Below are 15,058 nucleotides of genomic sequence, written 5' to 3' on the forward strand. Positions count from 1 at the left end.
CAAGCAGGCATCACGAAGCCCGCCACACCGCACACCCTCCGCCACTCGTTCGCGACGGCCTTGCTCCGCAGCGGTTACGACATTCGAACCGTGCAGGATCTGCTCGGCCATTCCGACGTCTCTACGACGATGATTTACACGCATGTGCTGAAAGTTGGCGGTGCCGGAGTGCGCTCACCGCTTGATGCGCTGCCGCCCCTCACTAGTGAGAGGTAGGGCAGCGCAAGTCAATCCTGGCGGATTCACTACCCCTGCGCGAAGGCCATCGGTGCCGCATCGAACGGCCGGTTGCGGAAAGTCCTCCCTGCGTCCGCTGATGGCCGGCAGCAGCCCGTCGTTGCCTGATGGATCCAACCCCTCCGCTGCTATAGTGCAGTCGGCTTCTGACGTTCAGTGCAGCCGTCTTCTGAAAACGACACAAGTTGATTGGAATTTAATCTATAAACATGTTAAAATACTTGTATAAAATTCTATGTTAAAAAAACGTACATGAATCAAAAAATTGGCTACGCTAGGGTTTCAACCGACGATCAGAACCTGCATTTGCAGAGAGATGCGTTGGCTGCTGCTGGTTGCGAGATCATTTACGAGGACAAGGCCAGTGGGAAGAATGCCGCTAGACCCGAACTTGATAACTGCTTAAAGGCTCTTAGACCTGGGGATACGTTGGTCGTTTGGAGGCTGGATAGGTTAGGCCGTAGTTTGGCAGACTTGGTGAGCGTTGTTACCCATCTGGTTGATGAGCGACGGATTGGATTTCTGAGCCTACAAGAACAGATTGAAACGAACAGTGCTTCTGGAAAGCTGGTTTTTCATGTGTTTGCTGCTTTGGCTGAATTTGAGCGAAATTTGATTAGCGAACGTACCAAGGCGGGATTGGAAGCCGCAAGAGCTCGCGGTCGCTTGGGTGGGCGGAAGCCAAAGTTACAGAAAAAGGATATCAGGGAGATTAGGGCATTACTCAAAGATGGTTCTATTCCTGTATCTGATGTTGCTAGGCGATATGGTGTATCTAGAACGACTATTTATAATCATGTAGGGGTGGTGAGTGTACAAAATTCTAGAGGGGATTAAGTGCTTAAACCCTGTCATACTACACAGACTTTATTGTATAAAATTGGTAAAGTTGCCCCGTCTTATGGAGATTGAATAATGGCTACTGCGGAACAACTAAAAGCGCTTTTAAAGAGTCACGCTGAACGTGACGATCAGCGTTTTTATTCTGTTGCCCTTCAGGTTGCTGCCAAAGAAGCTCGACAGGGGCATAATAAGCTTGCGAGCGATATTAAAAATCTTGTTGAGAAATCTCAGCGTTCTACTAATAAGCTGGGTCTAGCATCGTCTAGAACTATACCTTTTGCGCAACAGAATCAAAGTGAGTTAAAAGGTCTATTAGAGCTCACGCCACACAGCGTTCGCCTAAATGAGCTTGTTCTTTCTGATGACATACAAGAACGTATGGAGAAGGTGATATTAGAACAGCGTCAGAAGGATAAACTCAGTCAGTTTGGTTTGCAGCCGCGTAGAAAACTTCTTTTTACTGGTTCTCCTGGAACTGGTAAGACAATGTCTGCATCTATGTTGGCAACAGAGTTAAAATTACCTCTTTATACAATCGTCCTAGATAATCTTATTACTCGTTTTATGGGAGAGACTGCTGCAAAGTTGCGTTTGATCTTTGATCATATAAGGCAAACAAGAGCTGTTTATCTTTTTGACGAATTTGATGCTATAGGAACTCAACGAGGTGCACCCAATGATGTTGGGGAAATTCGTAGGGTGTTAAACTCATTTTTGTTGTTTGTAGAGCAAGATGCATCAGAGAGTATTATTGTTGCAGCTACAAACCATCCAGAGTTACTAGACCAAGCGCTTTATAGAAGATTTGATGACATCATTAAGTTTGAAAAACCAAAATTTGATCAAATATGCCTTCTTATTCAAAACCGTCTATCACTTTTCGATACCGATGATTTTGATTGGAGGATGGTTGCTGAAGCTGCAAATGGTTTGAGCTCTGCTGAGATTACCCGATCTTGTGAAGATGCAGCTAAAGAAGCTGTTTTGAATTTTAATGCAAAAATAACAAGTGAAACACTGTTAAAGGCCTTTTCTAGAAGGCAGTCAGGTAATAACAAATAAAAAGTATATAAGGGAATTATATGGTTTCTAAAAGGAAGCATTTAGATGTGGCTCGGTTTTTCATTGACGAACCTTTTAAATCTAAAAGGCCTGGTCGAAATTCAGGTGTTCCTGGTCGAGATAGAAACCAACATGGAAGTTATTTGGCTGGTTTATATCAGAATTTAATAAATGCTTACGAACAAAAAAGAAAACAACAAATTAATCCTATCACAGATGATTCTGGTATTTATGTTGAAATTATCGGAGTTGATGGATGCAAGCTCCCATTAGATAGTTTAGATAACAGAGATTTTAAACTCTGTTCTTGCCAAATGAGAGGAGATAGAGAGTTCGCGTTAATTTTTATACCTGAAGATAAACGTGATACATTCCTTAAAAAAATACAACAGTATTTAGACCCTCAGAAAGATGGAAAACCAAATAAGGAAGGCGTTTCTTTTCCTCGAAATCATACGTTAATAGATAGTATTTCCGAGATCAGGCTTGCAAATTTGGAGTCATTTTGGACAGATCCTATAGATTTATTTCCTGCAGATAGGAATCTTGATGTCTGGTGGGAATTATGGTTGAAAAGTAACACCGTAGACGACGTTAAAAAAATAGCAGAGTCTCTTGCTGAAAGAGTTGATGGTCGCTTAGGAAACACATCTCTTTCATTTTTCAATTCTTTTGTTGTTCTTATTAAAGCCTCAGTTAATAAACTTGAGAAAGCTCCTGAATTAATTTCAAATTTAGAAGAAATTCGGAAAGCGAAGGAGACACCAGTTCCCATCATTAGCTCTTCACCAAAAGAGCAACAAGAGTGGCTGAAGAGTATTTCTGATCGAGTATCTCTTTCAGATAATATAACAACCAGTGTGTCAATACTGGATACTGGTATTAATTACAATAACATGCTGTTAAGTAAAGTGTGCTGTGATGATTTTTCTGTTTCTTGGGATCCTGATTGGCCCAAATACGATCAATATCAAGCACTAGCGCCGTTTAATGAGCATGGTTCTTTGCAGGCAGGACTTGCAGCATTTGGGAATTTGATGGATGTCGTATTAGGAAATAGCGCTATCCAACTATCACATGTTATTGAGTCAGCAAGAATTTTACCTCCGCAAGGCAACAATGATCCCTTTTTATATGGGGCTATAACGGTAGGAACAGCATCCAAACTTGAAGTAGATAGGCCAGATATAAATAGAGTATATAGCCTTGCTGTTACGTCTGATCACGAAAGAGAAAGTGGCAGACCTTCTTCATGGTCTGCAGAAATTGATCAATTCACTTCTGGTATGCAAGATGGAAAGCGGAGACTTTTTGTTATTTCTGCCGGTAACAACTTAGATATTCGTCCTGACCAAGACTATTGGGATCAAGTCAATCTCGCGCAGATAGAAGATCCAGCTCAAGCATGGAATGCTATTACTGTTGGGGCATATACAGAAATGACCACAAATGATGATCCATATTTTGAAGGTTGGTCACCATTTGCAATGGCGGGTGATGTTGCTCCATCAAGTCGTTCTTCGGTGAATTGGGCGTGGAGAAAGCAAGCACCATTTAAGCCAGATGTAGTTGCCGAAGGTGGTAATCGACTTTTGTCACCTGATAAGACTGAACTCAGTAATGAAGATACTGTTGGATTATTAACAACATCAGGAAAAACTACCGGTCAGGTTTTTGAGCGGGGTAGTGATACAAGCGCTGCGTGTGCGTTAGTCTCGAGATGTGCGGCTCAGTTAACAGCCGAGTATCCTGAACTTTGGCCCGAGACTATACGAGGTTTGATAATTCACTCTGCGGAGTGGACTCCACGAATGATGGAACGATTTGGTTTATTAAGTGCAGTACATAGTCCTAAAGTAGCAAAAGAAACATTATTGCGTACGGTTGGGTATGGTGTAACAAACATTGACAGAGCTAGATATAGTGCTGACCATGCGCTTACTTTGATCGCTGAAGGCGAAATTCAGCCATTTATCAAATCCCAAGATGCTAATGCGTCATCTGATCCTAAACTAAATCAAATGAAACTTTATCAGTTACCTTGGCCTCTCGCGGAATTGCAAAATTTGCCGCCAGAGTTAGAAGTTAAACTCAAAGTTACTTTATCTTACTTCATAGAACCTAATCCTGGTAGGAGAGGTTATCGTACAAGATATAGCTATCAATCTCATGGTTTAAGGTTTGAAACTATCAGACCTGGTCAATCAATTGCTAACTTCCGTTCTTACATTAATGGTTTAGCAAATATGGATGATTACGATGGACCAGAAGGTGACAATGATGGGTGGTTTTTAGGGAGTCAACTTCGAACAAGAGGTTCAATTCATTCAGATCACTGGACTGGTAGTGCTCAAGATTTAGCTGATATGCATACTATAGCTATTTTTCCAGTAGGTGGATGGTGGAAATATAAAACTGCAGAAGAACGGTGGGAAAATAGAGTGCGGTTTAGCCTTCTTATTAGTATTGAAGTACCTGATGAGAGTGTTGACATTTACTCTGTAATAGAGAATCAGATTGAAGTTGCAATAGAAAATCAGGTCGCAATAGAAATTGTAACTTGAGTTACTAAAAGCCATTAGTTTAATTTCCCCTGTCTTATTTTAAGACAAGAAAATACTTCTAGGAGTTGAAGGCAAGGATGAAACTGCACAGTATTCGGATATCAAATTTTCAAAGTTTTGGTGCTGAACCAACAGAACTGACACTGGAAAATATTACCTATCTGATTGGCCCCAACGGGTCAGGCAAGACTGCTGCACTCCAGGCTTTGTGCCGACTGTTTGCATTTGATCCATCATTACGCCGTATTCAGCGCTCAGACTTCTATGTCCCGCACGATGAACAAGAAGCGCCCGAAGAAAGGCAGTTATGGATTGAGGCGGACTTCGTTTTTCCCGAGTTGGAGGGTGAAGAAGATAACTCAAGCGTTGCTCCCCATTTCAGTCACATGCGCCTTGATGATCCTGACGGAATTCCTCGGGTACGGTATCGCCTAAGTGCCACTATGGGCCTAGATGGAGATATTGATGAAGCTTTCGTGTATGTGCTTGAAGTTGGTCCGGACGGCTCACCTATAAATCCTGAAACAGTTCCTCGATCTGACCGAAATCACATACAAGTCCACTATCTGCCAGCCAGGAGAGATCCTACTGACCACATAGCATACGGAACGAGTGCGCTGCTTGGCCGCTTGCTACGTGCCGTGAACTGGGAAAATGAACGAGAAGAGGTCAAAGGGTTCACCGACCAGATTAGTGAGAGCCTGGCTGCTAATTCATCGGTTAATGCTTTTAGCTCCCACCTGAAGAAAATATGGGGCACCCTCCATAAAGGCAGCTACTTTACAGATCCCAAGATTACTTTTGTGGCATCTGAGATCGAGGCGTTGCTTCGTCATTTGTCCGTATCATTCTCGCCTGGACATGATGACAATCTTGTCGATTTTTCTCGACTCAGTGACGGTCAGAAGTCGATGCTCTATCTATCGTTGGTTCTCTCATCTCAAGCTGTTGGTCGTGCTGTCCTTGCCGGTGAGGACGACTCTTTTGACCCTGAAAAGTTGCGTCCGCCAGTCTTTACTTTAATAGCCCTTGAGGAACCAGAGAACAGCCTCTCACCTCACTATTTGGGAAGAATTGTTAACGCTCTTAACTCAATGACGAGTAACGAGGATGCTCAGGCCCTAGTCGCTACGCATGCTCCGTCGATGTTGCGACGTGTCGATCCGGAACATATTCGATATCTTCGACTTACTGAAACCCGGCAATCAAGAATTAAGAAAATCCAATTACCCGCTAAAACCGATGAAGCGCACAAATTTGTACGTGAGGCTGTCCAGGCATTTCCTGAGATCTACTTCTCTCGTTTGGTTGTGTTGGGTGAAGGGGATAGCGAAGAAATTGTATTACCGCGCCTTTTCCAAGCAAAGGGTGCGCCAGTTGATGAATCAGCGGTTACGATTGCTCCGCTTGGAGGTAGGCATGTAAACCATTTTTGGCGTCTGTTATCCGAACTGCAAATCCCATTTTTGACTCTTCTAGATTTAGATGTGGGCAGATATCAAGCGGGCTGGGGAAGAATAAAGTATGTAAATAACCAACTTGGTTTGTATCAACCTGAAAAGGTACTACCAACTACTTTTTCTTTATCAGATTGGAATGATGACAAAGTACCTGTTCGTACACATCATTTCTTTGAAAACGGCACTAAGAGTGTATTTTTAGAGCTGGAAACACGTGGTGTTTTTTTCTCATTTCCAATGGATTTAGATTTTTCAATGCTTCTTGCTTTCCCTAATGCGTACGGTGTTCAGCAGGAGGTTTCAGATGAGTCTACGATTAAAGCCGTTTTGGGTAAGAGCCATCATGGCTCATACCAATACAGCGGAGACGAGTTAAATCTTTTCTCTACGTATCACAAGCTTTTTAAACTGGGTAGTAAGCCCGCTGCGCATATAGATGCTCTTGCTCAACTGAGCAACGAGGAATTGCTGGCGAACATGCCAGGATCATTTGGACGACTTGCAGATGCCGTGATAGCCAAGCTTGCGGAGCTGCCCGAGTGATTGCTGTAGATGCATGGTTGCCTTCTGATGGGCTAACACTTGAACCCAATGCTCTGCTGGCTGCGAAGGAACAAGCGCGCTGTCTTGCACTGACTGCGGGGCCGGGAGCGGGCAAGACGGAAATGCTTGCACAGCGAGCTGACTTCCTCCTCCGAACCGGAACCTGCCGTTATCCGAAGAGAATACTCGCTATTTCTTTCAAAGTTGACGCCAGCAAAAACTTGAAGGAGCGAATCCAGCGACGCTGTGGACAAGAATTGGCTTCCCGTTTTGATAGCTACACATTTCATGCGTTTGCAAAGCGTATTATTGATCGCTTCCGAGTAGTGCTTACTGGTAATGATGCTCTGGATACGGATTATTCGATTGGCGAAAGAAAAGTCACAAGAAGGCAAATTACATTTCATGATCTTGTGCCGCTAGCAATTCAAATTCTCAAGGCCTCTGTTGTCGCAAGAAATGCCATACGCCAAACTTACAGCGATGTTTTCTTGGATGAATTCCAAGACTGCACGGATCAGCAATATGAACTCGTTAAGGTAGCTTTCCAAAGTACAAGCATTCGTCTTACCGCTGTCGGTGACACCAAGCAGAAAATCATGGGATGGGCAGGAGCTTTGGACGGAATTTTCCAAACGTTCGCTAAGGATTTTTCAGCCGTACCACTAAACATGTACCGAAACTTTCGTTCAAAACCACGCCTGCTTCGGATGCAGAACGAGATAATTCGTGTGCTTGATCCAGCTTCCGTTATGCCAGATCACCAACTTGCTGGTGAGGAGGGAGAGGTTTTCGCGTGGCAATTCGAGAATGCACAGGGGGAAGCTGAGTATTTGGCCGATTTGATTGCCGGGTGGATAAGAAATGAAAAGGTTCCGTTGTCCGAAATCGCCGTATTAGTGTCCAAACAACTAGATCTTTATGCCAACCACTTGATGACGGCATTGGAAGTTAGGGGAATACCGTACCGGAACGAGCAGGAGATGCAGGATATTACTGTTGAACCTGCCGCGAGGCTCGTTGTTGACTATTTGTCCTGCCTCTACGGCCAGCGAGAGCCCAAAGCTTGGGTTCGGCTTATGAATCAATTGATTCCCTTTGCTGATGATGAGGTGCAGTCTAGCGCTAGGCAAAGCTTCCAACGCTTCTTCAAGGAGCAGAGAAAAATCATCACCATGACCGAGCTGTTGGATGAGCCGTTTTCGGGATGGTGGGATTCTGTGTGTAGCTTTCTGAAGAAAATAGGAATGGAGACTCTTGTTGCTCTCTCGCCCGACTATGAGTCACATGCTAGGTTAGGTGAAGTTGTGAGAGATACCAAAGCGCGCATTGAAGAATTGCTTGAACTTACCCCCGATTTGCCTCAAGCCTTGACTCGTTTCTCTGATGATCAGGCTGTGCGTATTCTGACTATCCATAAGAGCAAAGGATTGGAGTTCGACTCAACGATAATTATGGCCGTTGAGAACGAAATATTCTTTGGGGATCAAGATGCTAATCGGTGTGCTTTCTTTGTTGGTGTATCCCGTGCCAAGCGTCGGCTTGTTGTTACATACGCAAAAGAGCGAGATAAGCCTGATAATTATTCAGGGATATGGCGAACGAATCGCTCTGCTCAGTTAGAATATTTTGGATATACATCTCCTTTTGTTAAGTGAGCCGATAGTAAGTTAGTTGAGCATCCAAACACCGCCCAAAAGGCGCTTTTTGATTATTTCCTACCACTCAAGAATCGTTCAGGTTGTAAGGTTCTATCTAAAAAGCATCAAAAAGCGACTTCTGAATATACAAGACATTTTTAAGAATGAAAACATCACCCAAAAGCCATCGAAAAGCCACTTTCTGATGAACTTGACGTTACTATCAGATTGATTAATATATGAATTGTAAACGGTAGCTGGCCCAAAACAGCATTTTTCCAAATCTAAGGCGTTTGCCTTCACTTCGTTAACCCTCAGGGGGACTGTCCCCTAGGGGCACTCCTCCGTCTAAAACCTATCTCCCCGGAGGAAAATCAGATGTTTATCATCATTGTGCTTGCAGCGTTTTGCTGCTGCCTGCGTTTGTGCATTCCGCAAGCGACCAGGCTTCCATATCGCGATCTGGCTGACAGCTATGTCGCGTTCCTGGCGCTCAATTCCGAGCGGCCAAACACAAGAGGGCCTCCCTCATCCGTCAGAACGAGTGCTGGATTTCCGGCTTACTCTATGCTCCACCCCGTCTCTGTCGCCGTAGGCGTAAACAGAGACGGGGGTAGAGCCCCCGACGGAAGCCTTGAGCCTCAAGGGCTCTAGGCTTTCGCACCGCGCACGAATGTGCGCGAATTATACCGCCTTCGGCGGTTAGCGCGCTTCGCGCTTTCCTTTCCAAAGAATGACACGACAGTACCAGCCGGATCTGCTGGCAGTTTGTTCCGTCGGAACAGACCAGCCAATGGAATGAGCAGTTCGCTCCATAGCAGTACAATTCGTAATTAATGACCGTGGACATCGGGTTTAACTGTCCTGTGTTTGGGCAAGATCCCAGCGTTGGCCTTAGCATGCAGAGCTAATTAAAAAACTGCGTTTCACTTACCACCGGATACGGACGGGCCAACAAAGTAACAATTTTGATTAACAGAGTTAGGGGGATCAATGCGTTCAGAGCGGACTAATCCGGATTCACGGAATTTTGGTCTTCGTAGTCGAGATATAAACAAGGCAGCCCTGAACGCTCTCAAGGAGGGGATGAAGAGTTTTCAGTCCATAGCCACTATTCATGACCGATGGAGCGTTTTTAGCGCTTGGATTAAGTCCGAACAGGGCATAAAGGACATGCGGGACATAGAAAAGGCTCATTTGGTCGCTTATGCGGCGCACCTTAATGATCGCTACGAGCGGGGAGAAATTGCGCCATCCACGGCGCAGAACTACCTGAGCGCAGTGAATCGGGTGATGGAGATTGCGCGTGGCGACCGACAGGTACGTGTAGATCCTGTCTCCGAGGGGGGAATTCCAAAGCGCTCAGGTATCGCCACTGGCGACCGAAGTGTTTCGGAAGCTTCCCATAATGCCGCAATGGGGGCAGCCTCCGAGCGCCTTGGGGCTTTGCTGGAACTACAGCGTAATTTCGGTCTGCGGTTCGAGGAATCGGCCAAGCTGGATGCAGCCAGAGCACTAAGAGAGGCCGATAAAACTGGCTCCGTGAGCATAAAAGATGGCACCAAAGGTGGCCGGGCGCGCACTGTTCCGATCACCAGTGATGCTCAAATTACGGCACTCCAGCGAGCCGCCGCCATACAGGATGGCCGCAGCATGATCCCCGCAGAGAAGAATTATCGTGAGTTTCGGCAAGAAGCCTACCGGGAGATCGGCCGCCATCCGGTGAACTTCCATGGCGAAAGGCACCACTACGCTCAAACGCGCTACAAAACTTTGATGCGTGCTGATTGCCCGGTAAAAGCAGGTGTTAAACATGGGCGAGAGCACTATGAATATTTAGCCAAAGAACTTGGAGTATCAATAGCTCACGCCAAAATGCTGGACAAAGAAATCAGATCTGAAGTGGCTTTGGAATTGGGTCATGGTCGCATCGATGTGACAAATAGTTATTTGGGGTAATTGATGGAAAAATGGGTAAGAGAAAGAAGCCATGTTTATGTGCGGCATGGAGGGAAGACGGCTCGGCGAGCTATGGTAAAAAGGCTAATTTCGGCTCTAAACGATATTGCCGCCAATGAAAAAGGAGTCAACGCACCATCACAAATTGGAAGAGCTCATATCCACCGGTATTACACAAGGCATCAAGGATTGAGTACCACGACATTGCGGGATCATTTTTATGCGTTCCGACTCTTGTGGGAATTACTTAACCGTCCTGGAGAGCCTCCGCGCCCAAAAAACACCGGCTCTGCTGATTAAAAGCCATCTACGCCTATGTCATATTCCTTAATAAGACCTTCCGTTCGCTGCTTTGTTTAAATGTGCCCAAAAAGGGCCAATACAGCGCGTGTCGATTCAGAAATGAGCTGTTAAATTTGAATCAACTTCAGCTCCGTGCTGAGTATGTGCGATAGCTGGTCGCCAAAAACAAACAGCATTTTATCAATTTATCCCGTAACCGGGGTTCACCGGTTATGCGGTGTAACCCCTTCAATTCCAACTAATTGGAGGTGTTTATGTACTTTTCTACGTTCGTTTTGATCATGATTGTTACCGTGGGCGTTATTGCTTTCGGGGCTACGATTGTCGCCAAACTACTAAATAAGGCTTCGATTCTGGCATATCGATCATTGATAAAAACGCGGCCTGTACGGGTCGTTAGCCCATTGGTAACTAATAGCAGTTCATTGTGTGGTGAATGGTTGAAAGCTACCTCCGGTAGCCATCAACCTAGAGTCTCCGATGCTGTCGAATGCGCTCCGCTTGAGGGGGAGCTGGTTGCAGAACGCGCTGTAATAGGTTCCACCAGGAAATTATTGTCAGCTCAAAGATGAGGGAGATTTTATGTATCGACTGATTCTGACAAACAAAAAAAAGCGAACGCGAGAGTATCAGCCTTCTGATGCTGGTTATAGGGCAGCTCTCAAAGCCACGCGCAAGTTTTTGGAACAAAATCCCCAGGGAAATGCAGTGCTTTACGGGCATGGTGTTTGTGAGTCCTTCACTATACGCAACATGCCTGAAGCCTAATCCCTAATTAAATAACCCAACCGGGTACTTTGCCCGGTTGGGCTAAGTCCCGGCTATTAAACTTTTGGAGAATTAATATGTTGGGACAAAATCAAACAGAGATCCATCAATTCGATGTGTGTGGCCGCGTGTATTATCGTGGGGTTAACTACACTGAAAAAGAAGGTGAGTTGGCTGTTGAAACAGTAGAAGCTACTTCTCATGATGAAGCTGAAGCGCTGTTTAAAAGCCTGCAGGATGAGTATGCTCGTGAGTGTAATCGGACTGTTGAGCGCATCGATATCACTTTCACTATTGACTTGACGATAGCTGAAAGCGACAACGATGAACCGTACTTAGTGATGTAATTACTAAGAAAAGCAAAGGGCCAGCTTGTCTGGCCCTTTGCTACTTCTGGTGATAGGAATCTACTGAATCGGTTTCATTATCCTGCTTGGCCGTTTGCTCATCCAAGAGGCTGAGCATCTCTGATGCCTTGCGTCTGGCCTCGGCTACAATTTCTGGCTTCTCATGCTCCAAGATCTGGTCTAGTGTTTTTGCCACTGGTAAATCTCGCTAGTTTAGTTAGACTCTAAGTATATAAGGTTTTACAAGAGAGGTTCAGTTCCGTGGATGCCTTTACTATTGCAATGTTAAGTTTGCTCGCATTTTTTACCATTGTGACGTTCGGAAGTTTGTATTTATACAACAAACACAATCAAAATCGCGCTGATCAATAAATATATGTGTATTAAACGGCTCTGTTATCTATGCTGAATAATTCAGCAACAAACTGGTATTTTTACTGTCTCAATTAGATGATCGGACATAGCGTTAATTTCCTCATCGTCTAGCTTCGGGGCAAACAGGGGCGTTCCCCAGAATTGAACCTGTGGATAGTCTGAAAGCCTAAATACTCCATGCGGCCATCGGTCCTCGTCACCCAACCACCGGCGTAAAGTCAGATCTATACCCCATCCATTCTTTAGCTCTATCCAGCAATGCGGATTGATTTGAGTCTTGCTATGCACTGTTTCAACAAACCCTACTCTGCACTGATGTGGAATGTCTGATTTGGCTAGAATGTGGCTGATCACGTAAGTCATCACATCACAACCGGCTTTTGAATCCTCCAGATTTAGCAAAGCCAGTTCCAGTTCTTCATGCCACAGACTCATTGTGCCTTCCTAAATAGCAATTGCTGGCCTTTTTCATAGATAACTGGATATGGTAAAGCTTTGCCATCCTGGAACACACTATTGGGCGGGAAATACATGACTGCCCACTCCGGCAGCGCTCGGCTCGTACTTTTGTAAAAATCGTCCATTGGAAATGATTTCACGTCGCTGACCTGGGAGAAAATCAATCGAGAATATTTGGTCGTGTTATTAGCGGCCAGATTAAAGCTATCAATATTACCACTGCCCACAAAGGCTGGTGTTTTCCAAGGATTAGGCATTGTAACGTTGTATGCAATTACGCAGTTTGAGCCATCACAGCCAAATTGTGGAGCCGTTACTGCCCACATAATTAAGGGATTTCCATCAATCTTAGGCGCTGTACTTTCCACTATTTTAGTTAAATCCAGGTTCATAGATTTCGCGGCTACCGCAACGGCATTATCAATTAGGTTTATGTAGTTGCTATAAGCATCTTCTGAGGATTTAGCCATTGATGCAGGCATCCAAGCCATCAAACTTGGCCTAGCGGATGGGTTATCCGGTGATGTAAGAATGCTTGCAGTGTTAAACATGAGAGTTTGCTGACCGTTCAATCCTCTTAATGGAGCATCAAGCGATGTGGCCAGGCTTGTGACATTTAGCGCTTTCATCAGTAGAGACTGTCTATATGAGTTCCGCCCATCTTCTGAGTCTCTCAGATCTTGGTCATAAATACCCCCAGCTCTTGCCAAGTTTAGCGCTCTGGACATCTCTGAATTATAGGATTTTGGGGTTGTAGCACAGCCTGCGAGCATAATGGCGGCGAACAAGGCTGTAGCTGAACTTACGGAAGTTGACATATTCATTTTCATTTAAAGCTCCTCTTTTAGAAATAGAGTGCCATTGGTTTGTGAAAATGCAACAAGGGTTAATTAAAACTTTTTAAAAATCATAAGTTTGTACTGACGTGACAAAGTTGCCGACATTATTCAATGATTAACTTTCACATGTGAAAGTTTTATTTGGGCTGCCCAAATTGGACAGTTTGGGAGTTCGGTTTGTACTCATTTGCTCGGTAGGCTTTCGGGTGACACGAAACCTATTGGAGCAACAGTATGAGAGTCTCTCCCCCTTACATTAGAACACTATCTGCCTCTTGTTTAATCATCTTCTCTGTCGTCGCCACTCATGCCTCGGCTGAAGGGCTTCAGTCCGAGATGGATAGACTATTCAACGAAATGAGTAATACAACTAGACCGGGTATTCATGAGACACAACGCCGTGGAGTTATTGCGGGTGGGCGTGTGACCACCAAAGCGCGTATTTTTGATGAAAACCTAGTTAGCTTTGTCCCTCCATCCTGGAAAGCTGGGTGTGGTGGCGTTGATCTATTCGGTGGTTCTTTATCGTTTGTGAATGCAGATCAGATTGTTCAACTGATGCGAGCTGTGGCAGCAAATGCAAAGGGCTATGCTTTTCAACTAGCTCTGGATAATGTTTTTCCTGATGGTGCCAAATGGATAGAAAACTTTCAGAAGAAAGTTCAGGCTTTGAACCAGCATTTAGGCAATTCTTGTCAGTTAGCTCAGGGTATTGTTAACGATTCACTAAGTGCTTTTGACACGAAACTAAAGAACGATACTCGTACAAAAGCATCGACCAAAGGTTTATTTGAAGACATGTTTTCTGCAACGCAGGAAACGGATGGACAAACGGCAATCAAGACGCTGAAAGACAACTCGCCACAGGCCTACCAAGAGATGATAGGTAATATTGTCTGGAAGCAACTCAAAAAGAATAGTGTAAGTTCATGGTTCCAGTACGGGGATAACAGCCTGCTTGAAGCCATGATGTCTATAACTGGTGCCGTTGTCATTGGTGATTTAATTAATGATCCAAATCTTGCTGGAGCAAACAACAGTACTAATCCCATCGTCACCTTACCGGGGAATCGAATTACCCTTGGAGATCTCATTTCAGGTGGCTCTGTTAAAGTTTATTCATGTGACAGTGATACGGTTAACTGTATTTCTGCTGGTTCTGAGCTGAAGAGTGTTCAGCTCAGGGGTATTGGCAATCAAATGTCAGATTTACTTCTTGGTTCTGATTCTTCACCTGGATTGATTTATAAATATGCAAACAATGTTGGGGCTTTAAGTTCTGCCGAGATAGCTTTTGTATCAAATCTCCCCAGTAGCTTTGGCTCACTTTTCCGAAATCTTTCCGCTGTTTCCAGTGATACAGCAGAGCAGTTTGCTCAGCAAGCACAGACCATCATAGCGCTAGATATAACCTACAGGTTTATTGAGGAGATATACCGGGCAACAACTATTGCGTTAGCTAACAGTGATAATGCCTATCAACAAAAAGCTGTTGATGTACTTGATGCTTCTCGGGCTGTTGTCAGACAAGAGTATGACCAATTAATTGTGAGGCACGGGAAGCTAAGTGATCTGATGGGGTATTACAACAGCTTACTTGATGTCACAAAGAAGCAGCGGCTTTTACTTGCGGCCCAAGCATCAGGGAAAAAGGAGTAA

General features: G+C 44.7%; 12 protein-coding genes. 10 read left to right on the forward strand and 2 right to left on the reverse strand.

Features of this window, described 5'->3' with window-relative positions:
• The 9 genes from PR675_RS13955 to PR675_RS13995 form a co-directional block, all read left to right on the forward strand.
• A partial coding sequence (locus PR675_RS13955) for a tyrosine-type recombinase/integrase (RefSeq protein WP_021243024.1) occupies nt 1–216 on the forward strand: 216 nt, incomplete at its 5' end.
• 273 nt (nt 217–489) lie between these two features.
• Nucleotides 490–1,074 carry a recombinase family protein gene (locus PR675_RS13960; protein WP_001072145.1) on the forward strand — a complete coding sequence of 195 codons (585 nt, stop codon included), beginning with the start codon at nt 490–492 and terminating at the stop codon, nt 1,072–1,074.
• A gap of 78 nt (nt 1,075–1,152) precedes the next feature.
• Nucleotides 1,153–2,142 carry an AAA family ATPase gene (locus tag PR675_RS13965; RefSeq protein WP_000179436.1) on the forward strand — a complete coding sequence of 330 codons (990 nt, stop codon included), beginning with the start codon at nt 1,153–1,155 and terminating at the stop codon, nt 2,140–2,142.
• A 20-nt stretch (nt 2,143–2,162) separates the two neighbouring features.
• Nucleotides 2,163–4,706 carry a S8 family peptidase gene (locus PR675_RS13970; RefSeq protein WP_001536280.1) on the forward strand — a complete coding sequence of 848 codons (2,544 nt, stop codon included), beginning with the start codon at nt 2,163–2,165 and terminating at the stop codon, nt 4,704–4,706.
• Nucleotides 4,707–4,783: 77 nt separating this feature from the next.
• Entirely contained in the window at nt 4,784–6,709 is a 1,926-nt protein-coding gene (locus tag PR675_RS13975; RefSeq protein ID WP_272582767.1) for an ATP-dependent nuclease, read from the forward strand.
• Nucleotides 6,706–8,367, forward strand: coding sequence for a UvrD-helicase domain-containing protein (locus PR675_RS13980; RefSeq protein ID WP_000562220.1), 1,662 nt, complete (start codon nt 6,706–6,708; stop codon nt 8,365–8,367). The genes PR675_RS13975 and PR675_RS13980 overlap by 4 nt, the downstream gene beginning before the upstream one ends.
• A 975-nt stretch (nt 8,368–9,342) precedes the next feature.
• Complete coding sequence (locus tag PR675_RS13985; RefSeq protein WP_272582768.1) at nt 9,343–10,308, forward strand: integrase domain-containing protein; 966 nt, start codon at nt 9,343–9,345, stop codon at nt 10,306–10,308.
• Nucleotides 10,309–10,311: 3 nt separating this feature from the next.
• Nucleotides 10,312–10,608 (forward strand): hypothetical protein, encoded by a 297-nt coding sequence (locus tag PR675_RS13990; RefSeq protein ID WP_022742851.1) that lies wholly within the window; start codon nt 10,312–10,314, stop codon nt 10,606–10,608.
• 848 nt (nt 10,609–11,456) lie between these two features.
• Nucleotides 11,457–11,726, forward strand: coding sequence for a hypothetical protein (locus PR675_RS13995; RefSeq protein ID WP_000901446.1), 270 nt, complete (start codon nt 11,457–11,459; stop codon nt 11,724–11,726).
• Between the two features lie 414 nt (nt 11,727–12,140).
• Here PR675_RS13995 and PR675_RS14000 read toward each other — a convergent pair whose 3' ends face one another.
• Together PR675_RS14000 and PR675_RS14005 are read right to left on the reverse strand one after the other, a co-directional pair.
• Nucleotides 12,141–12,536: a hypothetical protein gene (locus tag PR675_RS14000; protein WP_000060800.1), complete on the reverse strand. Its 396-nt coding sequence runs from the start codon at nt 12,534–12,536 to the stop codon at nt 12,141–12,143.
• Complete coding sequence (locus tag PR675_RS14005) at nt 12,533–13,390, reverse strand: hypothetical protein (RefSeq protein ID WP_000783473.1); 858 nt, start codon at nt 13,388–13,390, stop codon at nt 12,533–12,535. The genes PR675_RS14000 and PR675_RS14005 overlap by 4 nt, the downstream gene beginning before the upstream one ends.
• Nucleotides 13,391–13,735: 345 nt before the next feature.
• On the opposite strand from PR675_RS14005, the gene PR675_RS14010 reads away from it, so the two are divergent.
• Nucleotides 13,736–15,058, forward strand: coding sequence for a conjugal transfer protein TraH (locus tag PR675_RS14010; protein WP_243757284.1), 1,323 nt, complete (start codon nt 13,736–13,738; stop codon nt 15,056–15,058).

This window comes from Providencia sp. PROV261 (assembly GCF_028477945.1).
Taxonomy (GTDB): domain Bacteria; phylum Pseudomonadota; class Gammaproteobacteria; order Enterobacterales; family Enterobacteriaceae; genus Providencia; species Providencia stuartii.

What these genes read in the sequence shown, in the direction of transcription:
- PR675_RS13960 (WP_001072145.1), top strand. Translation starts at nt 490, where the DNA reads ATGAATCAAAAAATTGGCTACGCTAGGGTTTCAACCGACGATCAGAAC.
- PR675_RS13965 (WP_000179436.1), top strand. Translation starts at nt 1,153, where the DNA reads ATGGCTACTGCGGAACAACTAAAAGCGCTTTTAAAGAGTCACGCTGAA.
- PR675_RS13970 (WP_001536280.1), top strand. Translation starts at nt 2,163, where the DNA reads ATGGTTTCTAAAAGGAAGCATTTAGATGTGGCTCGGTTTTTCATTGAC.
- PR675_RS13975 (WP_272582767.1), top strand. Translation starts at nt 4,784, where the DNA reads ATGAAACTGCACAGTATTCGGATATCAAATTTTCAAAGTTTTGGTGCT.
- PR675_RS13985 (WP_272582768.1), top strand. Translation starts at nt 9,343, where the DNA reads ATGCGTTCAGAGCGGACTAATCCGGATTCACGGAATTTTGGTCTTCGT.
- PR675_RS13990 (WP_022742851.1), top strand. Translation starts at nt 10,312, where the DNA reads ATGGAAAAATGGGTAAGAGAAAGAAGCCATGTTTATGTGCGGCATGGA.
- PR675_RS13995 (WP_000901446.1), top strand. Translation starts at nt 11,457, where the DNA reads ATGTTGGGACAAAATCAAACAGAGATCCATCAATTCGATGTGTGTGGC.
- PR675_RS14000 (WP_000060800.1), bottom strand. Translation starts at nt 12,536, where the DNA reads ATGAGTCTGTGGCATGAAGAACTGGAACTGGCTTTGCTAAATCTGGAG.
- PR675_RS14005 (WP_000783473.1), bottom strand. Translation starts at nt 13,390, where the DNA reads ATGAAAATGAATATGTCAACTTCCGTAAGTTCAGCTACAGCCTTGTTC.
- PR675_RS14010 (WP_243757284.1), top strand. Translation starts at nt 13,736, where the DNA reads ATGGATAGACTATTCAACGAAATGAGTAATACAACTAGACCGGGTATT.